The organism is Micromonospora sp. NPDC049497 (assembly GCF_044465805.1).
Lineage (GTDB): Bacteria > Actinomycetota > Actinomycetes > Mycobacteriales > Micromonosporaceae > Micromonospora.
Map to the genome: position 1 here is coordinate 65,274 of NZ_JBITMC010000019.1, position 24,190 is coordinate 89,463.

Annotated in this window: 17 protein-coding genes and 1 pseudogene; 8 read left to right on the top strand and 10 right to left on the bottom strand. The window is 72.3% G+C overall.

Annotated elements, in window-relative coordinates; all coding sequences use genetic code 11:
- Nucleotide 1: 1 nt before the first annotated feature.
- The 6 genes from narI to ACIBR0_RS23325 all read right to left on the bottom strand — a co-directional run bounded on the left by narI (nucleotide 2) and on the right by ACIBR0_RS23325 (nucleotide 8,260).
- Nucleotides 2-763 (bottom strand): respiratory nitrate reductase subunit gamma, encoded by a 762-nt coding sequence (gene narI, locus ACIBR0_RS23300; RefSeq protein WP_396718969.1) that lies wholly within the window; start codon nucleotides 761-763, stop codon nucleotides 2-4.
- Entirely contained in the window at nucleotides 760-1,380 is a 621-nt protein-coding gene (gene narJ, locus ACIBR0_RS23305; protein ID WP_396718971.1) for a nitrate reductase molybdenum cofactor assembly chaperone, read from the bottom strand. Before narJ ends, narI begins: the two co-directional genes overlap by 4 nt.
- Complete coding sequence (gene narH / locus ACIBR0_RS23310) at nucleotides 1,377-3,074, bottom strand: nitrate reductase subunit beta (RefSeq protein ID WP_396718973.1); 1,698 nt, start codon at nucleotides 3,072-3,074, stop codon at nucleotides 1,377-1,379. Before narH ends, narJ begins: the two co-directional genes overlap by 4 nt.
- On the bottom strand, nucleotides 3,074-6,739 hold the full coding sequence (locus tag ACIBR0_RS23315; protein ID WP_396718975.1) for a nitrate reductase subunit alpha: 3,666 nt from the start codon (nucleotides 6,737-6,739) through the stop codon (nucleotides 3,074-3,076). The genes narH and ACIBR0_RS23315 overlap by 1 nt, the downstream gene beginning before the upstream one ends.
- A 153-nt stretch (nucleotides 6,740-6,892) precedes the next feature.
- Nucleotides 6,893-7,333, bottom strand: a complete 441-nt coding sequence (locus tag ACIBR0_RS23320) for a hemerythrin domain-containing protein (protein WP_396718977.1) — start codon at nucleotides 7,331-7,333, stop codon at nucleotides 6,893-6,895.
- A gap of 120 nt (nucleotides 7,334-7,453) precedes the next feature.
- A complete protein-coding gene (locus ACIBR0_RS23325; protein ID WP_396718979.1) occupies nucleotides 7,454-8,260 on the bottom strand; it encodes a DUF2249 domain-containing protein in 807 nt (268 codons plus the stop codon).
- Here ACIBR0_RS23325 and ACIBR0_RS23330 point away from each other — a divergent pair.
- Genes ACIBR0_RS23330 through ACIBR0_RS23350 form a run of 5 tightly spaced genes read left to right on the top strand, consistent with a single transcriptional unit; the run spans nucleotide 8,259 to nucleotide 13,611 of the window.
- A complete protein-coding gene (locus ACIBR0_RS23330; RefSeq protein WP_396718981.1) occupies nucleotides 8,259-9,017 on the top strand; it encodes a helix-turn-helix transcriptional regulator in 759 nt (252 codons plus the stop codon). The two genes, ACIBR0_RS23325 and ACIBR0_RS23330, sit on opposite strands and share 2 nt — an antisense overlap.
- Nucleotides 9,014-10,141 carry a hypothetical protein gene (locus ACIBR0_RS23335; RefSeq protein ID WP_396718983.1) on the top strand — a complete coding sequence of 376 codons (1,128 nt, stop codon included), beginning with the start codon at nucleotides 9,014-9,016 and terminating at the stop codon, nucleotides 10,139-10,141. Before ACIBR0_RS23330 ends, ACIBR0_RS23335 begins: the two co-directional genes overlap by 4 nt.
- Nucleotides 10,141-11,484: a hypothetical protein gene (locus tag ACIBR0_RS23340; RefSeq protein ID WP_396718987.1), complete on the top strand. Its 1,344-nt coding sequence runs from the start codon at nucleotides 10,141-10,143 to the stop codon at nucleotides 11,482-11,484. The genes ACIBR0_RS23335 and ACIBR0_RS23340 overlap by 1 nt, the downstream gene beginning before the upstream one ends.
- Before the next feature lie 3 nt (nucleotides 11,485-11,487).
- Nucleotides 11,488-12,849 carry a multicopper oxidase domain-containing protein gene (locus tag ACIBR0_RS23345; protein ID WP_396718989.1) on the top strand — a complete coding sequence of 454 codons (1,362 nt, stop codon included), beginning with the start codon at nucleotides 11,488-11,490 and terminating at the stop codon, nucleotides 12,847-12,849.
- 6 nt (nucleotides 12,850-12,855) lie between these two features.
- Nucleotides 12,856-13,611, top strand: a complete 756-nt coding sequence (locus tag ACIBR0_RS23350) for a YwiC-like family protein (RefSeq protein WP_396718991.1) — start codon at nucleotides 12,856-12,858, stop codon at nucleotides 13,609-13,611.
- A 206-nt stretch (nucleotides 13,612-13,817) separates the two neighbouring features.
- Here the strand turns inward: ACIBR0_RS23350 and ACIBR0_RS23355 are convergent.
- Nucleotides 13,818-14,926, bottom strand: a pseudogene (locus ACIBR0_RS23355) (low temperature requirement protein A); the annotation flags it as partial.
- A 328-nt stretch (nucleotides 14,927-15,254) separates the two neighbouring features.
- Here ACIBR0_RS23355 and ACIBR0_RS23360 point away from each other — a divergent pair.
- Complete coding sequence (locus tag ACIBR0_RS23360; protein WP_396718993.1) at nucleotides 15,255-15,965, top strand: hypothetical protein; 711 nt, start codon at nucleotides 15,255-15,257, stop codon at nucleotides 15,963-15,965.
- Nucleotides 15,966-16,019: 54 nt separating this feature from the next.
- Here the strand turns inward: ACIBR0_RS23360 and ACIBR0_RS23365 are convergent, their stop codons facing one another.
- The 3 genes from ACIBR0_RS23365 to ACIBR0_RS23375 all read right to left on the bottom strand — a co-directional run bounded on the left by ACIBR0_RS23365 (nucleotide 16,020) and on the right by ACIBR0_RS23375 (nucleotide 22,182).
- Complete coding sequence (locus ACIBR0_RS23365; RefSeq protein ID WP_396718995.1) at nucleotides 16,020-18,215, bottom strand: S8 family serine peptidase; 2,196 nt, start codon at nucleotides 18,213-18,215, stop codon at nucleotides 16,020-16,022.
- An 81-nt stretch (nucleotides 18,216-18,296) separates the two neighbouring features.
- Nucleotides 18,297-19,394, bottom strand: coding sequence for an LPXTG cell wall anchor domain-containing protein (locus ACIBR0_RS23370; RefSeq protein WP_396718997.1), 1,098 nt, complete (start codon nucleotides 19,392-19,394; stop codon nucleotides 18,297-18,299).
- 91 nt (nucleotides 19,395-19,485) lie between these two features.
- The gene (locus ACIBR0_RS23375) at nucleotides 19,486-22,182 is read right to left on the bottom strand and encodes a LuxR C-terminal-related transcriptional regulator (protein ID WP_396718999.1); all 2,697 of its coding nucleotides are present in this window, start codon (nucleotides 22,180-22,182) and stop codon (nucleotides 19,486-19,488) included.
- A 193-nt stretch (nucleotides 22,183-22,375) separates the two neighbouring features.
- Here ACIBR0_RS23375 and ACIBR0_RS23380 point away from each other — a divergent pair, with 193 nt between their 5' ends.
- Both ACIBR0_RS23380 and ACIBR0_RS23385 read left to right on the top strand, forming a co-directional pair.
- Nucleotides 22,376-22,927, top strand: coding sequence for a hypothetical protein (locus ACIBR0_RS23380; protein WP_396719001.1), 552 nt, complete (start codon nucleotides 22,376-22,378; stop codon nucleotides 22,925-22,927).
- A gap of 203 nt (nucleotides 22,928-23,130) precedes the next feature.
- On the top strand, nucleotides 23,131-24,147 hold the full coding sequence (locus ACIBR0_RS23385) for an ion channel (protein WP_396719003.1): 1,017 nt from the start codon (nucleotides 23,131-23,133) through the stop codon (nucleotides 24,145-24,147).
- The last annotated feature ends 43 nt before the right edge of the window (nucleotides 24,148-24,190 follow it).

Consider the following 24,190-nt stretch of genomic DNA (forward strand, 5'->3'; position numbering starts at 1 on the left):
CTCACCGGCTCGATCGGGTGCGCCGGCCGCGCGGCCTGGGCAGTTGGGGCGGGCCCTCCCAGCCGGGCCGGGCCGGGCGCAGTCCAGGCCGGTCGTCGCGGCTGCGGTAGACGACGTACGGGCGGGTGGCGTAGCCCACCGGTGCGCTGAAGGCGTGGACGAGCCGGGTGAACGGCCAGAACGCGAAGAGCGCGAAGGCCGCCAGGATGTGGATCTGGAAGCCGATCGGCACGCCGGCCATGATGTCCGGGTCGGGGCTGAGGTAGAACAGCGACCGGAACCAGGGGGAGATCGTCTCGCGGTAGTCGTAGCCCGGGCCGCTGATGTTGGCCCGGACGGTGGCCCAGAGCCCCAGGACGATCACCCCGGTGAGCACCACGTACATGGCCTTGTCGTTGCGGGTGGTAGCGGCGAAGACCGGTCCGGTCAGCCGGCGGCGGGCGATCAGGATGGCCAGTCCGATCAGGGTGCAGAAGCCGGCCACCGTGCCGATGAAGACGGCCATCAGGTGGTAGGCGTGCTCGGTGACGCCGACCGCCTCGGTCCAGGACTTCGGCACCAGCAGGCCACCGATGTGGCCGACGAGGACCATCAGCACTCCGAAGTGGAACAGCGGGCTGCCCCACCGCAGGATGGTGGTCTCGTACAGTTGGGACGAGCGGGTGGTCCAGCCGAACTTGTCGTACCGGTAGCGCCAGATCAGGCCCCCGACCAGGATCGCGATGGCCAGGTACGGGTACACCACCCACAGCAGGATGTTCATCGGCGTCCTCCAGTCGTGTCGACCAGTCCGAATGGTTCGAGCCCGACCTGCTCCACGGGTGGGCCGGTGCGGGCCAGGCGGGCGGCGGCGGCGATGTCTCCGGGCTGTGCGGGTGGCAGCATCTCGCGGACGGCGGCGACCGCCTGCCGGTACACCGACTTCTCCCGCCCCAACGCCTCGACCAGCAGGTCCAGGCCCACCCGGTTCTCCCGCAGCAACCGCCAACCGCGATCGTCGACGGCGGCCAGGTCGAGCACCGTGGGCAGGAAGTCGGGCAGCTCGCCGTCGACGACGGCCAGCCCGGCCGCCTTGTACGCCCCGGCGAACTCCACCAGCGCCTCCCCACGGCGGCGGGTGTCGCCGCTGGTGTAGTAGGTCAGGTGCAGGCAGCAGCGACGCCGGAAGTCGAACATCTCCACGTAGCTCGCCCGCAGGTCGACGGGCGGGACCGCCTCCCGGTGGGCGACCACCTCGCGCAGCGGTCGGCCGACCGCGGCCGGCAGGCCGTCGAGCGCGGCGCGCACCGTGGGCAGCGCCGCGAGCACCTCCTCGTCGGGGTAGCGCAGCAGCAGGGACGCCGCACGGGCGGCCACCGCCCGCCAGGTCGGCTGGCTCACGGCTTACCTCCGTCGACGTGTTCGGATTCGGAGCCACGGGGCGGGAAGAGACCCTTCGGGCTGCCCTTGCCGTCCCAGTTGAGCAGGTTGACCCGGCGGGGTTCGTCGCCCGGGTCGGTGAAGCCCTCGGCGGTCTGCCGGTCGCGCAGCATGTGGAAGGTCTCCACCTGCACCGGCACCGGCGTGCCGGAGGACTCCCCGAAGGGCCCCTGGCCGTACGGACCGCCGCCGCCCATCCCGGGGCCGCCCTCGTAGTCCAGGCTGCACTCGGTGGCGATCTTCTCCAGCCGGTGGGCGTCCTCGGCGTGCGCGGCGGGGATGACGTAACGCTGCTCGTACTTGGCGATGGCGAGCAGCCGGTACATCTCGTCCATCTCCTCGCCGGTCATGCCGACGGCGGCGGCGATGGACTCGTCGCGCTCCTCGCCCAGGTTGATCCGGCGCTGGTAGGCGCGCATCGCGGCGAGCCGGTTCAGCACCCCGCGCACCGGTTCCGGGTCGCCGGCGGTGAAGAGTTCGGCGAGGTAGTCGATCGGGATGCGCAGCGCGTCGATGGCGCCGAACAGGTTGCCGGCCTCCTCCGCGTCGTGGCCCGTCTCGCGCAGCACGTCCGCCACCGGCGACAGCGGCGGGATGTACCAGACCATCGGCATGGTCCGGTATTCCGGGTGCAGCGGCAGCGCCACCTCGTACTTCATGATGAGGTCCCAGATCGGGGAGCGCTGCGCCGCCTCGATCCAGTCGTCGGCGATGCCGGCGGCGCGGGCCGCCGCCACGACCTGCGGATCGTGCGGGTCGAGGAAGACCGAGCGCTGCGCGTCGTACAGGTCGTGCTCGTCCTTCATCGCGGCGGCCTCGGTGACCCGGTCGGCGTCGTAGAGCATCAGCCCGAGGTAGCGCAGCCGGCCGACGCAGGTCTCCGAGCAGATGGTCGGCTGGCCGATCTCGATGCGCGGGAAGCAGAAGGTGCACTTCTCGGCCTTGCCGGTGCGGTGGTTGAAGTAGATCTTCTTGTACGGGCAGCCGGTCACGCACATCCGCCAGCCCCGGCAGCGGTCCTGGTCGACCAGGACGATGCCGTCCTCGGCCCGCTTGTAGATCGCCCCGGAGGGGCAGGAGGCCGCGCAGGACGGGTTGAGGCAGTGCTCGCAGATTCGCGGCAGGAAGAACATGAAGGTCTTCTCGAACTCCTGCTTCACCTGGCCGGAGACCTTCGCCAGCACCGGGTCGCCGGCGGCGATCTCGTTGCCGCCCGCGAGGGAGTCGTCCCAGTTCGCGCTCCAGGTGACCTTCGTGTCCTTGCCGGTGAGCAGCGACTTCGGCCGGGCCACCGGGGTGTCGTCGCCGGCCGGCGCGTTGATCAGGTGCTCGTAGTCGTACGTCCACGGCTCGTAGTAGTCCTGCATGGACGGTAGCTTCGGGTTGGCGAAGATGCTGAACATCTTCTTCACCCGGCCGCCGGAGCGGGGCTTGAGCTTGCCGGAGCGGGTCCGCACCCAGCCGCCCTGCCAGCGCTCCTGGTTCTCGTAGGTGCGCGGGTAGCCCTGCCCCGGGCGGGTCTCCACGTTGTTGAACCAGACGTACTCGACCCCGGACCGGTTGGTCCACGCCTGCTTGCAGGTGACCGAGCAGGTGTGGCAGCCGATGCACTTGTCGAGGTTCATCACCATCGCCATCTGTGCCATGACCCGCATCAGTACTGCACCTCCTGGGAGCGGCGGCGGATCACGGTGACCTCGTCGCGTTGGTTGCCGGTCGGGCCGAGGTAGTTGAAGGCGAACGACAGTTGGGCGTACCCGCCGATGAGGTGGGTGGGTTTGACCAGCAGCCGGGTCAGCGAGTTGTGGATGCCGCCGCGCCGGCCGTTGGTCTCCGACTTCGGCACGTCGATCACCCGCTCCTGGGCGTGGTACATGTACACCGTGCCCTCGGGCATCTTGTGCGTCACCACGGCCCGGCAGACCACCACGCCGTTGCGGTTGACCGCCTCGATCCACTCGTTGTCCCGGACGCCGATCTTCTCCGCGTCGGCCTCGCTCATCCACATGGTCGGGCCGCCGCGGGAGAGCGTCAGCATGATCAGGTTGTCCTGGTACTCGGAGTGGATGGACCACTTCGAGTGCGGGGTGAGGTACCGGACGGTGATCTCCAGCTCGCCGTTGCGGCCGAGTCTCGGCTCGCCGAACAGCTTGTGCATGTCCAGCGGCGGTCGGAAGATCGGCAGGGCCTCGCCCGCCTCGTGCATCCAGTCGTGGTCGAGGAAGAAGTGCTGCCGGCCGGTCAGCGTGTGCCAGGGCTTGAGCCGTTCGGTGTTGATGGTGAACGGCGAGTAGCGCCGGCCGCCGTGCTCGCTACCGGACCACTCCGGGCTGGTGATCACCGGCACCGGGCGGGCCTGGGTGTCGGCGAAGGTGATCTGTTTGCCCTCGTGCTCGGCGGCCAGGTCGGCCAGGCGTACCCCGGTGCGCTTCTCCACGTCCCGGAAGCCGGCCGTGGCGACCCGGCCGTTGGTGGTGCCGGACAGCGCCAGGATCGCCTCGCAGGCGTGCACGTCCTTGGCCAGCGACGGCCGTCCGTCGGCGGCGCCGCCGCGCACCTCGCCGTTCTTGCGGCGCAGGTACTCCACCTCGGGCCGGACGTCGACCGAGAAGCCCTTGCCGGTGGTGCCCAGGTTGTCCATCAGTGGCCCGAGCGCGGCCATCTTGTCGGCGATCGCGCCGTAGTCCCGCTCGACCACCAACAGCTTTGGCATGGTCCGGCCCGGCACCGGCGTCTCGCCGGTCACCGCCCAGTCGCGGACCCGGCCGTGCGGGGTCGCCATCGCGTCCGGGGTGTCGTGCAGCAGCGGCGCCGCGACCAGATCCCTGCGTACGCCCAGCCGCGGCCCGGCGAGCGCGGAGAACGCCTTCGCGATGCCGTGGAAGGCGTCGAAGTCCGTCCGGGTCTGCCACGGCGGGTTGATCGCCGGGGTGAACGCGTGCACGAACGGGTGCATGTCCGTGCTGCTCAGGTCGTGCTTCTCGTACCAGGTGGCGGCCGGCAGGACGATGTCGGAGAAGAGCGTGGTGGAGGTCATCCGGAAATCCAGCGAGAGCAGCAGGTCGAGCTTGCCCTCGGGGGCCTCGTCCCGCCAGGTCACGTCCTTCGGCCGCAGCTCCTCCGGCGCCTCCTCGGCGCGCAGGTTCGCGTCGGTGCCGAGCAGGTGGCGCAGGAAGTACTCGTTGCCCTTGGCCGACGAGCCCAGCAGGTTGGCCCGCCACACGGTCAGTACCCGCGGCCAGTTCTCCGGCGCGTCCGGGTCGGTGCAGGCGAACTTCACGTCTCCCTGGCCGAGCCGCTCGGCGACCCAGCCCGCCGGATCGTCCGGCCGGGCCGCGAGGGCCTCGTCGGCCAGCTTCAGCGGACTGCGGTCGAACGTCGGCATCGACGGCATCCAGCCCGACCGCGCCGACTGGGCCAGCAGGTCCATCGTGTGCTTGCCGTCGAACGCGCCGGTGCCGGTGGGGGAGGAGACCACGTCGGCGGAGTACGTGTCGTAGCGCCACTGGTCGGTGTGCACGTACCAGAAGGCGGTGCCGATCATCTGCCGTGGCGGGCGGACCCAGTCCAGGCCGAAGGCGAGCTGCGCCCAGCCGGTCGCCGGGCGGCACTTCTCCTGCCCGACGTAGTGCGCCCAGCCGCCGCCGTTGACCCCCTGGCAGCCGGTCAGGGTGACCAGCGCCAGGATCGCCCGGTAGGTGGCGTCGGAGTGGAACCAGTGGTTGGTGCCGGCGCCGAGCAGGATCATCGAGCGGCCGCCGGAGCGCTCGGCGTTGTCGGCGAACTCCCGCGCCACCCGGGCCACCTGGGCCGCCGGCACGCCGGTGATCGGCTCCTGCCACGCCGGGGTGTACGGCGCCTCGACGTCGTCGTACCCGGCCGGCCACTGGCCGGGCAGGCCGTCGCGGCCGACCCCGTACTGGGCCAGCAGCAGGTCGAACACGCTCGTGACGAGCTGGCCGGCCACTGTGCGGGTGGGCACGCCCCGGCGCAGCACCTGCGGCGTGTCGGTGTCGAAGCGGGGCAGCTCCACCTGCACCGCGTCGCCCGCGCCGAGGCAGGTCAGCGCCGGCTCCAGGTCGCCCAGGTCCAGGTTCCACTGGCCCTGCTGCTCGCCCCAGCGGTGGCCGAGGCTGCCGCGCGGCACGGCCGGGGCGTCGGTGGCCGAGTCCCAGAGCACCGTCTTGAAGGCCGCCTCCTTGTCCGTCTCGCCCAGGTCCTCGGCGGTGAGGAACTTGCCCGGCCGGTACGCGCCGTCGGCGCCCGGCTCCAGGGTGACCAGGAACGGCAGGTCGGTGAACGTGCGGACGTAGTCGACGAAACGCGGCGTGCGCCGGTCGACGAAGAACTCCTTGAGGATGACGTGCCCCATCGCCATCGCAAGGGCGCCGTCGGTGCCCGGTTGGGCGGGCATCCACTCGTCGGCGAACTTCACGTTGTCGGCGTAGTCGGGACTGACCACCACGACCTTCTGACCCCGGTAGCGCGCCTCGGCCATCCAGTGCGCGTCGGGGGTGCGGGTCACCGGGACGTTGGAGCCCCACATGACGAAGTAGGAGGCGTCCCACCAGTCCCCGGACTCGGGCACGTCGGTCTGGTCGCCGAAGACCTGCGGGGAGGCCACCGGCAGGTCGGCGTACCAGTCGTAGAACGACAGCATCGAGCCGCCGAGCAGCGACAGGAAGCGGGCGCCCACGGCGTGCGACACCATCGACATGGCGGGGATGGGGGAGAAGCCGGCGACCCGGTCCGGGCCGTACTCGCCGATGGTGTGCACGTGCGCGGCGGCGATCATCTCCTGGGCCTCGTCCCAGCCGATCCGCACCAGGCCGCCCTTGCCGCGCGCCTTCTGGTAGCGGCGACGACGCTCCGGGTCGGCCTGGATGTCCGCCCACGCGGCCACCGGGTCACCGAGCCGGCCCTTGGCCTCCCGGTACATCTCCACCAGCACACCCCGGGCGTACGGGTAGCGCACCCGGGTGGGGGAGTAGGTGTACCAGGAGAAGGCGGCGCCCCGGGGGCAGCCGCGCGGCTCGTACTCCGGCCGGTCCGGCCCCACGCTCGGGTAGTCGGTCTGTTGCTGCTCCCAGGTGATGATGCCGTCCTTGACGTACACCTTCCAGGAGCACGAGCCGGTGCAGTTCACCCCGTGCGTGGAGCGGACCACCTTGTCGTAGGACCAGCGGTCGCGGTAGAAGGCGTCGGCTTCCCGGCCGCCGATCTGGTGCAGTGTCCGGCCGTCGGCGGAGACCTCGGCCCGGCGCACCAGGCCTCCCACCGCCAGTAGCGCCCGTCCCGCACTCTCGGTCGCTCGCGACATATGCCTCAATCCTTCGATAGCTTCTGTCGTGATGTCCCACGTTCTCGGCAGGGGCGCCGAAGCGCAACCGGAGTGGGGTGTCCCGGTAATCCTGCCGGCGCACTACCTCCCCGAACCGGGCCGAAGGTCCCGAGATCACCGGCTGTACCTTCGTCACCGTTCGGACCCGGTCGTCGGGGTGATCCGGTCCCAGGCGGGGATCGGCAGCGTGATCACCGCGGCCGGGAAGAGCCCGTGCTCCTCGTTGTCGATGTGCCGGTGCAGCCGGTCGAGGGCGGCCAGCACCGGTGGCCAGTCGGGCGCGGTCCGGTCGACGGCGCCGAGCACGCCGTGGATGTCGTCGTGTTCGGCGCAGAGCTGATCGACCGCCTCGGCCATGCTGCCCTCGGCCCGTAGTTCCGCGAAGAGGCCGCCCTCCTCGGTGGCGGTGTGCGGCATCAGCAGCGCGAGCAGGTCGTCGAGCGCGACGAGGGCGTCGTCAGCGCCGTCGTGCACCGCCGTGCGCAGCCGGCCGGCGGCGTTCGAGATCGTCTCGTGCTCGGCGGAGAGCCGTCCGATCAGCGGGAACCCCCGACAGCCGCAGTAGTTGCACACGAGCCTTCCTCCCCTGGTGGCGGTTTCCAGCCTGCGTCGCGCTCACCACCGGGGGCAGGGCCGAACGGCCCGGTGCGCCGGACGGCGGGCCCTGACCCCGTCGTGCGGAACCCGGCATGCTCAGGCCGCGACCGGCTGGCGGGACAGCCGGACCTGCCACACCTCCGGTCCGTCCTGCAGCCACTCGGTGGTCATGCCGCCGCCGTAGCGGGCCTCGACTTCGGCCAGCAGCGGGCGGGGCGCGTGCGGGGCGACCAGCACCAGCGCGCCGCCGGCGGGCAGCGCGTCCAGGGCCGCGAGCACCCGCGCGTGGCGCTGGTGGTGCGGCAGCAGCCGCACGTCCAGCCGGGGGTCGATGCTCACCATCGGGGCCGGCGCGTCGGCGGAGGCCTGGTCGCCACCGCAGCCGCAGCCTCCCCCGCCGCAACCACCCCTGCCCGATCCGTCCGAGGAGCCGAGCAGATCGTGCATACCGTCCAGCAACGTCGCCAGCGAGACGTCGGGCGCGTCCACCAGCACCGGGACGATCAGGTCGTTCTCCTTGGTTAGGTGGACGGCGAAGAGGGCGGCGAGGGCGCGTGCGGCGGCGGCGAGGCGTACCGGCCGGTCGGCGGCCTCCAACTCGGCGACCAGGCCGCTGATCGCCCGGTGCTCGTCGAGCATGCCCCGGATCAGCAGTGCGGCCTCTACACGATCACCGGCGGCGGTGTAGAGCGAGCCCTCCTCGGCGTACGCGTGCGGCAGCAGCTCGTCGCGGAGCCACCCGAGCAGCTCGTCGCGGTGCCGGAGCGCCCCGGCGGCGTCGCCCTGGTCGGCCGCGTCCAGCAGGTCGTCGACGTGCCGGTCGAGGTCGGCGGCGAGCTGGGCGTGGTGCCGGACGACGGCCTGCGCAGCCTGCTGGTCGGCGGTGGAGCGGGAGGCGGACATGGAACCCTCCAGGGTTTTGTGGTCGAACGACGTTGTAACGTTATCTAACGTGGAAACCCCGAGAACAGGGCCGACCGGCGGAACCATCGACCCGCTCCGCCACCGGGCACTGGGCACCGCCAGCCGGGCCTCGATCCTGGAGATGGTGCGCGCCACCGGCACCGGCATGACGATCGCCGAGGTGGGGGAGCGGACCGGCCTGCACCTCTCCACCGCCCGCGCCCACCTCGACCGCCTGGTCGACGCCGGGCTGCTGGTCAAGGCGCGGGCCAGCGGCGGCCAGCCCGGCCGGCCGGCGTGGCGCTACCGGGTGGCCATGACGGATACCCCTGCCCCGGGGCCGTACCGGGCACTCGCCGCCGCGCTGCTCGACCACCTGTCGCGCCGCAACCCCGGCGACGTCCGGGCCGAGGCCACCCGCGCGGGACACGACTGGGGACGCCACCTCGCCGCCGCCACCGCCGGAGGCCAGGACCCGGTCGACACCCTGCTCGACGTGCTGCGCGGGCTGGGCTTCAGCCCGCGCCGGCAGGAGACGGCCGACGGGACCGTCGAGGTGCACCTGCACACCTGCCCCTTCCTGGAACTGGTCAACCGCAACCCCGACGCGATCTGCGCGCTGCACGTCGGCGTGATCCGCGGCGCGCTCGAGCACGTCGGCGCCCCGCCGAGCGGCGCCGTGCTGGAGCCGTTCGGAGCACCGGACGCGTGCGTGGTGCGGCTGGCCCTGCCGGGTACGACGGACGAGTCGGCATGAGACCCCAGCCCGTCGGCGTGCGCTGGCGGCTTCCCGTCCTCGCCACCGGCGCGTTCGCCCTGCTCACCGGCCTCTACGCCGCCCTGCTCCTGCTCGGCCTGCCGGTGCCCGCGCCGAGCGCGCCGCTGGAGCAGGTGCACGGCCCGCTGATGGTGCTCGGTTTCGTCGGCACCCTGGTGGCGCTGGAACGCGCGGTGGCGCTCGGCGCCCGCTGGGCCCTGCTCGCGCCCGCCTGCGCCGGCGCCGGAGGGCTGGCGCTGGTGCTGACCGGCCCGAGCCTGCCCGGCCGACTGCTGCTCATGACCGCCTCGGTGCTGTTGCTGCTGATCTACCGGCACCTGTGGCGGCGGCAACCAGGCCCGGCCCTCCTGGCCCAGGCCACCGGCGCGCTGAGCTGGTACGCCGCCACCCTGCTCTGGCTCGCCGGCTTCGACGTGCCGGAGATCGTGCCCTGGCTCGTCACCTTCGTGGTGGCGACCGTCGCCGGGGAGCGGCTCGAACTCGCCCACCTCACCCTGTCCCGGCATGGCGAAAGCTGGTTCCTCGCCGCACTCGGCGCGTTGACCGTCGGGGCCACCGCCACCGCGCTGTGGCCGTCCGTCGGGGCGTACCTGTTCGGGGTCGGCCTGCTCGCGACCGTGGCCTGGCTGGTGGTCAACGACGTCGCCCGCCGCACGGTGCGCGCCACCGGCCTGCCCCGCTACGTCGCGGTCGGGCTGCTCACCGGGTACGCCTGGCTGGGGCTGGCCGGCCTGCTCTGGGCCGGCGCCGGCCCGGTGACCGACGGCCCGCGCTACGACGCCACCCTGCACCTGGTCTTCCTGGGCTTCACCATGTCGATGATCTTCGTGCACGCCCCGGTCATCCTGCCGGCGGTGCTGCGTCGCCCACTGCCCTACCGATCCTGGCTGTACGCCCCGCTGGCCCTGCTGCACGTCACCCTGGCGGTCCGGGTCCTGGTGGGTGACGCGCTCGGCGTGCAGACCGTGTGGCGCTGGGCCGGCCTGGGCAACGTCCTCGCGGTGCTCGGCTTCGTCGGCTGTGCCGTCGCCGCCGTACGCGGCGCGGGTGGGGCGCGTGCCCGCACGGCGGCCGTCCCGCCGGTCGTGGCGGCGGTGCGGTGATGGTCCGCGCACTCGGCGGTCCCGCCCCGGCCGACCCCGCCCCGGCCGACCCCGCCCCGGCCGACCCCGCCCCGGCCGACTCCGCGGGCCCGTCCTCGGCCCGGCCCGGCGGTTCCGCTCCGGCCACCACGGCGGCCACGGCGGCCACGGCGGCGGGGACCGGGCGGGCCGGCTGGCACCGCAGGGTCGCTGCGCTGCCGCTGGCCTACCTGGCCGCGCTCGTCGTGCTCGGCTTCGTCCACCCTTTCCTGCCGACCTGGCGCTGGGCGGCCGTCCACCTGCTGCTGCTCGGCGCCGTCAGCAATGCCATCCTGGTGTGGAGCGCCCACTTCACCGCGGCGGTGCTGCGCACCCCCGCCCCGGACCGTCGCCGCGCCCAGGCCGCCCGGCTCGGCATCCTCAACGTGGGGGTGCTGGCGGTCCTCGTCGCCGGGACGGCCGACCGGCCGTGGCTGGGCGTGGGTGGCGCCGCGCTGGTCTTCGCGGCGGTGGCCGCCCACCTCGTCGGGCTCGCCCGGCGGCTCCGGCGCGCCCTCCCGGCCCGCTTCACCGTCACCGTCCACTACTACCTGGCGGCGGCCGTCGCCCTGCTCGCCGGCGTGCCGGTCGGCGCCTGGATGCTGGTGGTCGACGACGCCCTCCGACCCCGGCTGGTGCTGTTCCACGCGCACGTCAACCTGCTCGGATGGGTGACGCTGACCGTCCTCGGTACGCTGCTGACCCTCTGGCCCACCGTGCTGCGCGCCCGGATGGCCGACGGGGCGGTCCGCGCCGCCACCGTCGCGCTCCCCCTGGCGGTGACCGGTCTGGCCCTGCTGGGTGTCGGCGTGCTCGCGTGGTGGCGGGTCGTCGCCACCGCCGGGCTGGCCCTGTTCATCCTCGCGGCGCTGGTCGCCCTGCGTCCCGCGCTGGCCGTCGCACGGGTGCGGCCCCCGTACGCCTTCGCCGGCTGGTCGCTCGCCGCGGCCTCCGTCTGGCTCCTGGCCGCGCTCGGCATGGACGCCGCGACGCTGCTGTCCGCCGACGGACCCGCCACCGCCGCCGACCGGTTCGACGCCGTGCTGCTGCCGTTGCTGGTCGGTTTCGTGGCGCAGGTCCTCATCGGGGCGCTGAGCCACCTGCTGCCCATGGTGCTCGGCGGCGGACCCGGACCGGTACGCCGTCGCACCGCCCTGCTGGAACGGCACGGTCCGCAACGCGTCGCGGCGGCCAACGCCGCCCTGGTGGTCTTCGTCCTGCCCACTCCGCCCTTCGTCCGCGTCACCACCTCGCTGCTGATCCTCGTCGTGCTGGTGCAGTTCCTCGTACCGGCCGCCCGGGTCCTGCTCACCGCCCGGAGGTAACCCGTGTCCGCGCGCCCCGAGACCCCCGCTGCCCGCCCGCTCGGCGGTGCCGCCGCCGGTCTCGCCCTCGTCCTCGTCGCCGTCCTCGTCGGGGTGGCCGCCCAGCGCGTCTCCGATGGCGCGCCGGTCCCGGCCGCCGCGTCCGCCGTGGCACCCACCGGACACACCACCACGGTCACCGTGGTCGCCGACGGGATGCGCTTCCACCCCGACCGGATCGACGTACCACGGGGTGACCGACTGGTCATCGAGCTGATCAACCGTGACCACCGCCGGCACGACCTCGTCCTCGACTCCGGGGCGAAGACGCCGCCGATCGCGCGGGGCGGCATGGACCGGCTCGACGCGGGCGTGGTCGGGGCCGAGACCCGCGGCTGGTGCTCCCTGCCCGGCCACCGGCAGGCCGGCATGACCCTGCGGATCGTCCCGACGGGGTCGGCGTCGACGGGACCGGTGGTGGCAGGCCACCCGGACGGAACCCACGCCCCGGCGGCGCCGCGCCTCGACGCGATGGCCGACCCCGGCGTCACCTTCGTCGCCCGGGACGCCGCCGCGCCGACCACCCCACCCGGCCGGCTGCACCGGCGCGAACTGCACGTCAGGGAGATCCAGCGTGAGGTCGCGCCCGGCGTACGGCAACGACTGTGGACCTTCGACGGCACGGTGCCCGGCCCCGTGCTGCGCGGCAGGGTCGGCGACACCTTCGAGATCACCCTCGTCAACGACGGCACCGTGGACCACGGCATCGACTTCCACGCCGGCGCCGTCGCCCCGGACGAGGTGATGCGCCCGATCGACCCCGGGCAGCGGCTCACCTACCGTTTCACCGCCACCCGGGCCGGGATCTGGATGTACCACTGCTCGACCATGCCGATGCTGCACCACATCGGCAACGGCATGTACGGAGCGGTGATCATCGACCCGCCCGACCTGCCCCGGGTCGACCGCGAGTACGTCCTCGTACAGTCCGAGCTGTACCTCGGCCCGGACGGCGAGCCCGGCGACCTCGCCAAGATGCAGGCGGAGCACCCCGACGCCGTCGTCTTCAACGGCTACGTCGCCCAGTACGCCCACCGTCCGCTGCCCGCCCGCGCCGGCGAGCGGGTCCGCGTCTGGCTGCTCGACGCCGGCCCCAGCAGGGACAGTTCCTTCCACGTCGTCGGCACCCAGTTCGACACCGTCTACCGGGAGGGACGCTGGGAGAACCGACCGGCCGACCCGGGCGGGGCCCAGGTGCTCGGGCTCGGTCCGGCCGCCGGTGGCTTCGTGGAGATGGTCTTCCCCGAGCCCGGCCACTACCCCTTCGTCAGTCACGTCATGGTCGACGCCGAACGCGGTGCCCGTGGCCTCTTCGAGGTGAGGTGACGCTTCATGTCCACCGCCGTCACGACCGTGCGACCGGTCAACCCCCGCCGTCGGATCCGTCGTTTCCTGCCGCCGCAGCACGGCGCCTGGGCGATGCTGCTGCTGCCGTACACCGTCGGGATCGCGCTGGTCGGCCCGCGCTGGCCGCACCTGCCGCTACTGGGTGCCTGGCTGGCCGGCTACCTGCTGTCCTACTACGTCTTCCAGGCCGTCAAGACCCGCCGGCCGGGCCGCTTCGCCGACCAGATGCTGGCCTACGGCCTCGTCACGGCGCCACTCGCGGCGGCTGTGCTGATCGCCCGGCCGGCCGTGCTCTGGTACGCCCCGGTCTACGCCCTGCTGCTGGCCGTCAACGCCGGGTACGCCTGGCGACGGCGGGAGCGGGCCCTGCTCAACGACCTCGCCTCGGTGGCGCAGAGCTGCCTGCTGGTCTTCGTCGTGGCCACCATCTCCGGGGCGCCCCTCAGCGACGTGGCCCCCGCCTTCGTGGCTCTGTTTCTGTACCTCGTCGGCACCGTCCTGTACGTCAAGACCATGATCCGGGAACGCGGGCACCCCGGCTACGTGAGGCTCTCCATCGGCTTCCACGCAGCCGCGCTGGTCGCGGCGGCCTGGCTGGATCTGCTGCTCGTGCCGGCCTTCCTGGTGCTCCTGGCCCGCGCCGTCATCCTGCCGCGTCGGCGGTTGCGTGCGGCCCAGGTCGGGATGATCGAGATCGGCTGCTCCCTGCTCGTGCTGACCCTTCTGCTGGTCGCGTTCTGACCGGCAGCCTGACCTTCGTGCTCCCCGACCGGATCTTCGACTGGGTGTCGCGCTGGCCGCCTGACCGGGCGGCAGCCCTGAGCGCGGTCAAAGGGCCGGTGCCGGCGCCTCTTCAGGTCTGTCGCTGCCCGGCGCGCGTCGGCGATCGCGATGCCCAGCAGGACGAGGGAGGCGGTGACAGCGGCGGCCAGCGGTGTGGTGAACATCAGCGGCAGCGCGAGCGCCAGCAGCAGGACGATGCCGACGATCCTGCGGGCGGAGAGACGGTCGAAGACGATGCGTTCCAGTCGGATCCGGCCCAGGAGGAAGAGGGCCGGGCCGCCGAAAATCGTCATCAGCCAGGCAGCCTGCTGGTCGGCGTCGGCCCGCTTCTGTACGACCTCGTGGCCAATGGCGACCAGGAGAATTCCGATGACCATGATCATGTGGGCGGCACCGGTCCGCCGTCCGATGTCCAGCCGGTTCCTGGCCATGGTGACGGCTTCGGCGAGGACCTGTCCGGAGCGGTAGAAGTAGATCCGCCAGAGCAGGACCGTGGTGATGAAGGCCACCACAAGTGCCAGCGTGCCGGAAACGCTCGCCGGCAGGACGGTGTAGGTGGTTCCCACCGCCAGCACGCTCTCGCCCAACGCGATCAACAGGAGCTGCTGGTAACGCTCGGCCAGGTGGTGACCGCCGTGCATGGCCCACGGGCTGATCGACCGACGAGTGAGGCGGGGAACGAACCATCCCACCCGGGCCCCCACGAGATCGAAGGTGATGGCCAGCATCCACAACAGGACCCTCGCCTCGTCCTGCACGATTCCTCCGACACCCACGGCACGGCAGAGACAACGGACCACGCCGCCGACCGGCGGTAGAGGTCTTGGAGTGGGACATTCCCCCGCAGCATCACCGCGAGGATCAGCGGCCGGCCGAGCTGGAGGAGGACATAGGGCAGGGCGAAGGCCAGACCTCGTCCGATGAACGCGTCCAGCAGCGACGTCGTCATGAGCAGGAGACCGAAGGCACTGGCCAGCACCATCAGCTGAATCCCCTGGTGGCGAGGATCGAAGCGGCTGCTGATGTGCGCGGTCGTGGTCCACAGCCACAGCAGGGGCAACACCAGCACGAGGGCGTAGAGCAGCGACGCCCAGCGGATCACGAGGTCGTCGCTGAGCAGGTCCGGTGTCACTCGGTCGACGACACCCTTCAGCGCGAAGACCAGCACCAGGTCGAAGAACAACTCCAGGAAGTTGGCCTGCCGCGACTGCTCCGGACCACGCAGCAGGTTCTCGGCTCCCGGGGCGTCGTTCCTACCCCCGGCGCTCCTCATCGTGCGCGGCGATCTGCCCACGGTCGGGTCGTCGTCCGCCACTGCGAGCCGATCCCGGACAGAGCTGTCGACCGAGCCGGGTCACCCGGCAGACTCGGCGCCAGGCCGGCGTCCCGGTCCGGGTCGACAGGAAGCGGTTGGTCCACGACGTCCTCCCTCAGGACAAGGTCGACGAGCCGACCCTGGAGTGGGGCGGTGCCAGCCGGCGACATACCCGTCGGGAATTCGGCTACACACCGGCGGTATGAGGGGCAAGCCAGTGGGTACGGGTTGCCTATGCCGAGCCGATCCGAAGCACCCGGGCCGGCGTGAGCCGCCGCGCAGGACGATGACCGAGCACACCCGCCGGGACGAGGGTGCGCGCCGGGCACGGCAGGAGGACGACGCCCGGCTGAACGGTCTCGCCCGTCGGCTGGACAAGCCGATGGGGGTCCTCGGCCTTCTGTTCCTGCTGCTGGTGCTGGGCCAAGCCGTCACCCACGACCAGCCAGTCGTCGGCGTGTTGACCGTCACCAGCTGGGTGCTGTGGGCGGTCTTCGTCGCCGAGTTCGCGCTGCGTGCCTGGCTGGCGCGCCATTGCGCCCGTGAGTTCTGGAAACGCAACTGGTGGCAGGTGATCTTCCTCGCCGTGCCTTTCCTGCGGTTCGCCCGCGCCGCCGCCGCGCTGCGTGCCGCGCGCAGCACCGGCGTGGTAGCCGCCGCCGTCCGCGGCTCCCGATCGGCCGGCCGGCTGCTCACCGACCGGCTGGCCTGGCTCGCCGTGGTCACCGCGACGATCATCCTCGCCGCCGGGCAACTCCTGGTCGTCGTCGGCTCCTACCCGGCGTACGGGCAGGCCCTGCACGACGTCGCCCTGACCACCATCACCGGCGAGCCGCTCGCCGCCACCGACACCTTCGCGCAGGTCCTCGAACTGGTCCTCGCCGCGTACTCCGTGGTGGTCTTCGGCACCCTCGCCGGTGCACTCGGTGCGTTCTTCCTCAGCCAACAACGCGACGAGGAACAGGCCCGACGTTCGGCCGCCGACGCGAAGCCGTGAGCTCGATGTCCCGGGGCCGGGGCCGTACCATGCTCGGCTCGGCCTAAGGCCCGACTACCAGAGCACGGAAGGCATGGGCACCTCCGTGCCGTGGGCGAACCAGTCGTTCCACTTGCGGACGTCGGCCGAGAACGCCCCCGAGGTCGACGGCGCTACGAAGACATCGGCGGCACTGCCCCTGGTGAAGGCGACCACGTCGTCGCGGCCGTCACCGGTGAAGTCGCCCGCGCCGGGGACCGCCACGCCCCCGGCGAAGTCGCGGTGCCACACAGTCGGATCACCGAACAGCCGGGTGGCCCAGTAGCCGACCATCGAGAGGGCGACGCGGACGAACGGCGCGTCACCTCGGGAGAACTCCGCCACATCGTCGCAGCCGTCGCCGTTGAAATCGCCGACCGTCGGTACCGCGGTGGCCAGCGCGAAGCGGTAGCTCCAGAGTGTCGCACCCGCGAACCGGTCCCCCTGGGAGGAAGCGACCAGCACCCGGCCGGCCCCACCCCGCTCGAAGGCCGCCAGGTCGTCACGCCCGTCGCAGTCGAAGTCACCGACCAGCGGCACCGCGTCGCCGCCGAGGAACGAATCGCTCCACCGCACGCCGGTGCCGACGAAGCCGGTCCCGTTCGACAACGCCACGTACACCGTGCGGTTGACCGAGGGGCTGCCGAGGACGCCCCGGGTCACGGTCGCGATGTCGTCACGGCCGTCGCCGTTGAAGTCACCGACCGCCGGAGTTTCGTTGGACGCGGCGAACCAGGTGTGCCACCGCTGCGACGGCCCGAACGACGATCCCGTCGACAGCGCCACGTAGACGTCGGCGCTGGTGCCGCGCGTGAAGGTGATCAGGTCGGCCCTGCCGTCGCCGTTGACGTCACCGACCATCGGGATCTCCTCACCAGCGCCGAAGTACTCGTGCCACTTCGATCCGGCGCCGAAACTCGACCCGGTGGAGAGCGCCACCCAGACGTCGGCGGGCGTGCCACGTACGAAGGTGACGATGTCGTCGCGGCCGTCGCCGTTCACATCCGCCCCGGTACGTCCGAAACCATCGTTGCCCGGACCGTTGACGTCGGTGTAGAGCACCCGGTTGGGCGAGCCCCGGTGGTCGGTGACCCGGTCCCGGCTCGCCTCGTTGATCAGGGTGGCGGCCACCAGTGCCGGCGAGGCGGCCGGGAAACGCTGGAGGTAACGGGCCGTCGCCCCCGAGACGTGTGCGGTCGCGATGGAGGTTCCGCCGGTCAGTCCGGTGCTGGTGTCGCTGGCGTTCGTCGTGGTCGGCACGCTTTCGCCCGGGGCGAACAGGTCCACACACCCGCCCCAGTTGGAGCTTGCCGTGCGGTCCTTCAACGCGTGCACAGCGGCGACCGTGACGACCGCCGGCACCCTGCCCGGGGAGGAGCCGCACGCGTCCTCGTTGGTCTGGCCGGCGGCCGCCACCACCGTGATCCCACGCCTGATCAGCTCGGTGGCTGCGGCGTCGACCACCGTACTGGGCGCCGACCGGAAGCTGAAGTTGGCCACGGCCGGGCGGATCGCGTTGACGGCGAGCCAGTCCACGGCCGCGAGGAGGGCTGCCGTGGTGCCGGCGCGGCAACCGATCCGCACCGAGTGCAGGCGGACCCCCTTGGCCATCCCGTGGACCCGACCGCCGATCACTCCCGCCATCGTCGTGCCGTGGCCGTTGCAGTCGGCCGACCCACCGGGGCCGGTGCCCGCATCGCCGAACGAGACGTCAGCGGAGGCCCGACCCTCGAAGTCGTGGTGGCTCTGCCGGATACCGGAGTCGACCACGTACACGTGCACACCCGAGCCGTCCGAGTCCCAGCGGTAGACGTCGTCCATCCCCCGGCGCTGGTCGCTCAGGTCCAGCCCCCACGGCGCATCCACCTGGTCGCCCAGGAACTCCAGCTCCACCTGCTGCTCGACGTACGCGATCTCGGGATCCTTGCTGAGCGCGTACGCGGTCTCCAGGGTCGTCGTGACCGCGAAGCCGCGCAGGACGTGCTGGTAGGTGAATTCCAGCTTGCCCGGATAGGTCGCCAGCAGCCGGTCGGCGGTCTGCTCGACGGTCTCGTCATCGGACTTCGGTTTCGCCAGGACCACGACGTAGCCGTCCTTGACGGCGTCCTCGGTCGCCGGCCGGAACTTCTCCTCGGCGGCGGCGGCGGCCGACGGCACGGGAGTGAGCAGGGCCAGGACCGTCAGTACGACGGTGGCCAGGGGAAGTCCGCGTCCTCGTCGTGGGGTCGACATCGCATCTCCGATCGGAGTGGTGGCTGACGGCCGGTGCACCGGCCCGGCGACGGGTCGGTGCACCGGCCGAGAGTGCTCTGCTCAGGCCCGGCCGTTGCCTGCGCTGAAACGCAGCCGACGACGCCGGGTCAGCAGGAACAGCGCCACCCCGGTGCCCACCAGCAGCGACCCGGCCAGGGAGAACAGGGTGGTCGAGGCGCCGGTGACCGGCAGTCCGCCACCGCCACCGGGCGGGGCGGCGGATGATCCGCCGGGCGTCGGCGCCGTCCCGTCCGAGGTCGGCGTCGGCGTGCTGCCGTCGGAGGTCGGCGTCGGCGTAGCGCAGGCCGGTTCCCCGACGGTGTGCCGGCCCAGTTCGCTGCCGCCCACCACGTCGCGGACCAGTACGGCGGTCCCCGGCGCGGCCGTCACGTCGACGCGGGCGTCACCGCCGGCGGCGAGTACCGCGGTCCCGGCGACGCTGCCTCCGGCGAGCACCTCCACCCGGAACACCCCGCCGGCCGTGCTCGTCAGGTCGACCCTGACCCCGTCACACCCGTCGGTGAATCGCACCTCGACCTCGTCCGGGTTGCACCGCTCCGGCCTGTCGTAGGTACCGGAGAACCAGTGCGCGAAGCCGCTGCCCAGCGGGGTGACCACGTAGAACCGGGCACCGTCGGCGAGCCGGAAGTGCAGGTCGCGGCTGCCGGTCGCGACGGGCGGGACGTCCCGGCCTCCGACGCCCTCGATCAGCACCTGGATCCCGGTGATCGGGGTGGTCCCCAGGTTGCCGAACGTGACGAGCAGCGAGGAACACTCACTGGCCGCGGTGACGGTGAGCTGTGGCGGATCCACGCAGTCGGCCGGTGACCGGTGCAGGTACTCGCGGGCGGGCAGCCCTTCGCGCCGGATCTCGAACACGGCACCGTCCCGCGCGCCGTACTTCTGGCCGCCCCGCTCCCGCATCTCGAACTCGTCGATCACCACACCGTCACGCAGCACGGTGGTCGCCCACGTCTCGTCACCGCCGATGGTGCCGGTGTCCCAGTCGAAGGCGACCGCACCGCACAGGTTCTCGAACCGGATCTCCGGCGGGTCCGCGGCGGCCGGGGCGGTGGCACCGAGGACCAGACCCCCGATCAGGAGGAGTGAACCGACGGCGGTGCCGAGCAGCCGACGGAGGAGAACGGGTGTGCGCATGCGGATGTGCCTTCCCGGAAGGAACGAGAGCCTGTTCGGACCGGACAAGCCCAGCACGGCCGCCGGCCGGGACGCATGAGTGCCGGGGTACTCAATTCGGGTCCGGGTCGCCGACGGAGAGGGCGCCCCGCAGCTCTGCCCGCCCGGCGACACCGAGCTTGCGGTATGCCCGGTTCAAGTGGTTCTCCACCGTGCGCTCGGACAGGTGCAACCGCTGCGCGATCGACCTGGTCCGTTCGCCGTCCGCCGCGGCCAGCACGATCTGCTGTTCGCGGGCGGTCAGTCGACTCACCGCCGTGCAGGGGCGCAGCGCCGGGGAGTTGACCGGTTCGGCGATCCGGGCCAGATGGACGTCGACGACCAGCCGGGCCCGGGACACCCCGTCGGGCTCGTCGCCGGCCAGCCAGCGGGAGCCGGCAAGGCTCGCCGCCTCGGCGGCGTGCAGGGGCATGTCCAATCGGCCGAACCGGTCGGCGACGTCGAGCAGGCCGTCGGGTTCGCCGGCGACGGCTGCGGTGGCGTACTGGACGACGACCGCGCCGAGCGCCCACCCGGGGTCGGGTGGGTGGCGGTCGAGCAGCCGGGCCGCTGCCCCGGCACCGCCGAGCCGGACCAGGTCGAGTGCGCCGAGGGTGGCGGCGCCGACCGCACCGAGCCGGGCGTGCTCGGCGACGGCGTCGGCGAGCAGGACGACGCCTGCTCCGCCGTCCCCCCGGGCCGCGCCGTGCCAGGCGCGGGCGCGGGCAACCTCCATGTCGAACAGTCGGACCGAAGCTGGACCGCCCGCGTACCGGTCCAGGTCGGTGACGGCGTCGTCCACCTCGAGCCCGAGCTGGACGCCGGCCTGCACGCGGACCGCCGAGGCCCAGCGGCACACCGGACGCAGGCCGATGTCCCCGGCCACCAGGCGGGACTCCTGGGCCCAGCGCAGAGCCGTGCGGGGCCGGCCCCGGACCAGCGAGATCTGGGCCAGCACGAGGGCGTGCAGCGTCTGGCTGACCGGATCGGGCGGATGCAGGCTGGTCTCGTACCCGGCCAGGGCGAGTTCGAGCGCTGAACCGGGGTCGGGCCGGTAGCAGCGCAGCAGAGCGAGGAACGGGGAGATCCCGCTGCTCTGCATCTGGCTCGCTCCCAGGTGGCGCCGGGCCAGCGGCAACGTCTCCAGGATCAACGCCTCCGCCTCGGCGATCCGACCGGCCAGCAGCAGCGCGCACCCGGCGGCGGAGCTGGCGGCGAGCCGGGACGAGACCGGCCCTGGCCGGCGCAGGGTCGCCAGGGCCGCGTCGATCACCGTGCAGTCGAGCTGGTACGACCGCAGGTAGAGACCGTAGGCGTCGAGCCCGTCGCGCCAGGGGTTGGGCAGCTCGGCCGCCACCGGCCCGTCCGAGCGGGGGTGCCCCGCCCCGCCCCTCGCCCGTTCGGACGCGAGTTCGAGCATGGTACGGGCGGCGTGCACGTCGTCGGCGGCGTGCACGAGGATCTCGGCGTGCTGGATCGCCACCTGGCAGCGGTCCTCCTCCGTCCCGTCGACGGCGACCTGCTCGGTCAGCTCGACACAGAGCGCGACGGCTTCGTCGGCCCGTCCCAGGTGGGCCAGTGCCCGGACGGAGGCCAGCCCGGCCAGCATGCCGCCTCCCGCCGACCAGGCAGACTGGGCGAACCGCTGGGCCAGCGCGTGCTCCCGGGTCAACGCGGCCCGTTCGGCGGCGGCCAACATGAACTCGGGGTTGACGGGGCCGCCGCCGTCGAGCCGCCACAGCGCGCTCCGGATGAGGTTCCCCGGGGCCGGCGGGCCCTCGGCGTCCAGCGCGTCGGCGAGCCGGCGGACGTGTCGCCGCCGGCCCAGGGCCGGGGTGTCGGCCCGGAGCAGTTCGCCGTAGAGCGGATGGCGGAGCCGGACCACCGGTTGATCATCGAGGTCCACGGCGATCAGCCCTCGGCGCTCCAGCGCTTCCAGCACCTCCTCGCCGGTGATGGCGGACGCCACCGGCAGAGGGACGGGTTCGCCCGCCGCAAGCAGTTCCAGTGCCTCTCGTTCCCCCGTCCCGGTGTCGGTGAGTCGACCTCGTAGCAGCTCGGCCAGCCGGGGGATCGCTGTCATCGGACCGGTGAGCTGCCAGAGGCCGTCCGGGCAATCGAGGAGGCCGGATTCGAGCGCCGAGGCGACCAGTTCGCGCAGGAAGAGTGGATTCCCGGCGGCGGCGTCGCGCAGGCGACGCAGCGTACGACCCTCCACCGGACCGTCCAGAGCGGCCGCCAGCAGGGCGTCGGACGCCTGCGGACCGAGCGCGGCGAGGTCGATCCGGACGACGCCGGCGTCCTTCCACAGCGCGGTCAGCGCATCCCGGCCCGGCTCGTCGGTACGCGCCGTGGCGAGCAGCGTGACCAGTCGCTCGATGACGGCCTGGTGAAGTACGGCGAGGGATGTCTCGTCGAGCCGGTGAGCGTCGTCGACGAACAGGATCGTCGGGCCCTGCTCGGCGAGGCGACGGAGGCCGAGCAGGCCGAGTTGCACGGGGTCCAGGCCGCCGGTCCGGCTGTCGACGGGCGGGAGCAGCCCGTTGAGGCCGGCGAGTGTCAGACCGGACCCGGCGACCGGCCAGCGCACCGGCAGGACCTGGGCGCCTCGTATCCGCTCGGCCGCTTCCTGGGCCAGGCGGGTCTTGCCCACGCCGGTCGGACCGGCCAGCAGCGCGCCCGGAGACCCGGGGACCCGCAGCGCGGCCACCGCCGCGGCCAGTTCCCTGTCGCGGCCGATGAGTGGCGACTCGGTAGCCGGCCAGGTCATGGCTGCACCCTAGTCCGCGTTCACCCTCGTTCGGCTCAGGCGAACCGGTGGGGAGGCTCAGGCGGGAGGCCGGGTCATACTCCTGCGGAACGGGGACCTGACACGGACAGGTCACGGGTTGCTTGTCGGGATGGGACACACTGGGCGCCACCGCTGGCGGCTGCCGTTGGCGGGTTCTCCGACAGGAGCCGCCATGAAGGCCAGGACGATCATCTCGACCGTCACCGCGTTCACCCTCACTCTCACGGTCGTGCTGCTGCCGGCCGGTCCGGCGGCGGCCGACACCGCCCTGGGCGACTGTTACCACTCGACCGCCCCGCAGCACCAGGACCCCGCCCCCTGGCCCGCGCCGGGAAGCCGGCAGACGACGTGGTCGTCGCCCATCAGCATCATCCGCTCGGACGCGTTCCGGGTGACAGCCCAGGGCAGCGTCCAGATCGACCGGTGGGGCACCACCAAGAGCATCGCCGGCGAGCTACCGGTCGCTCCCACCACCGGCGGATGGCCGGCACCCGGTGCACCCCGGTACGCGCTCATCGCCCGGGTCACCACGGGCTCGATGTGGGTGAAGAAGACCAGCCGGGAGTACGGGTCCAGCTCCTGGTTCCCGGTCGGCACCGACAGCGACTGCATGCTGTTCTCCAGCAGCGGTGGCCCGGTACCGCAACTGGTCTTCACCTTCAACGACAACAACCTGGGCGACAACAGCGGTGGGGCGGGGGTCGTCGTACGACAGTGGTTCTGAAGAGGCGGGGCATTCAGGTGCCGGGGCCGGCGTACGCGTGGGTGAGACGCAGGGCGCGGCACCGCAGGAGGCCGGGAAGACGCCGGTCTGACCGTTTCCTCGGCCCCGGGCCAAGTTGCGCAGGCCCGCCGAATGCCTGATGTTGGGCGGATGCCCGGGCGAACACGGCGACGTCGGGTCGGGTGGCAGCGGAAGGTGGAGCGGTGGGTGTGCTGGGGGTGCTGGTCGGCCTCCTGGTGGTGGGGACGATCCTGGTGGACGCGGCGCTGACGACGCTGTCACTCGCGGGCGGGGCAGGTCCGCTCACCCGGCACGTGTCGCAGGGCACGTGGCGTCTGATCCGCCGGCTTGCCGGCCGTGGCCCCCGACGACACCGAATCCTTCGTTGGGCCGGCACCAGCGTGCTCGTGGCCACCTTCGTGGCCTGGGTCGTCGGACTGTGGATCGGCTGGTTCCTGGTCTTCAATGCCACCCCGGAAGCGGTGCTCGACCAGTTCGGCCGTCCCGCCGACGGCTGGTCCAGGTTCTACTTCACCGGGTTCTCGATCTTCACCCTCGGCGTCGGTGACTACACGCCGGGGACCACGGGTGCCCAACTCGCGACGACGGGCGCCGTGCTCACCGGTCTGTTCCTGATCACCCTGGGCATCACGTACCTCATGCAGGTGGTGTCGGCCGTGGTCGACAAACGCACGATCGCCGGCCACATCACCGCCCTGGGCGCTGATCCGGCCGACATCGTCCGTCGTGGCTGGGCGGACGGGCAGTTCGCCCCCATGTTCACCCAGCACCTCACCAGCCTGACCCCGGAACTCGTCCGGCTGGGTGAAAGACATCTGGCGTTTCCGGTACTGCATTTCTTCCACGCCGACAGCTGCGGAAAGTCCGCGTCTGCGGCGGTGACCGTGCTCGACGGGGCGCTGCTGCTGTTACGCGCCGGTGTCGGTCCCCGACACCGGCCGGATGTCGGCGCGGTGGAGCCGCTGTCCCGGGCACTTCAGCAACTCGTCCGCACCCTCGACGGCTCCTTCATCATGACCGCCGACGATCCGGTGGCCGCGCCACGACTGGGGGACCTGACCGGGGCCGGCATCCCGGTCACCGACGAGCAGGCGTTCGCGCGGGCGGTCGACGACTCCCGTACGCACCGCTGCCGGTTGCAGGGCTGGTGTGCCTCGGACGGCTGGGACGAGATCGACCTGCGGCTCACGCTCGACTGACGGCAGGGAAGGGCAGGAGTCGCACTCGACCGGCGGAGGGAGG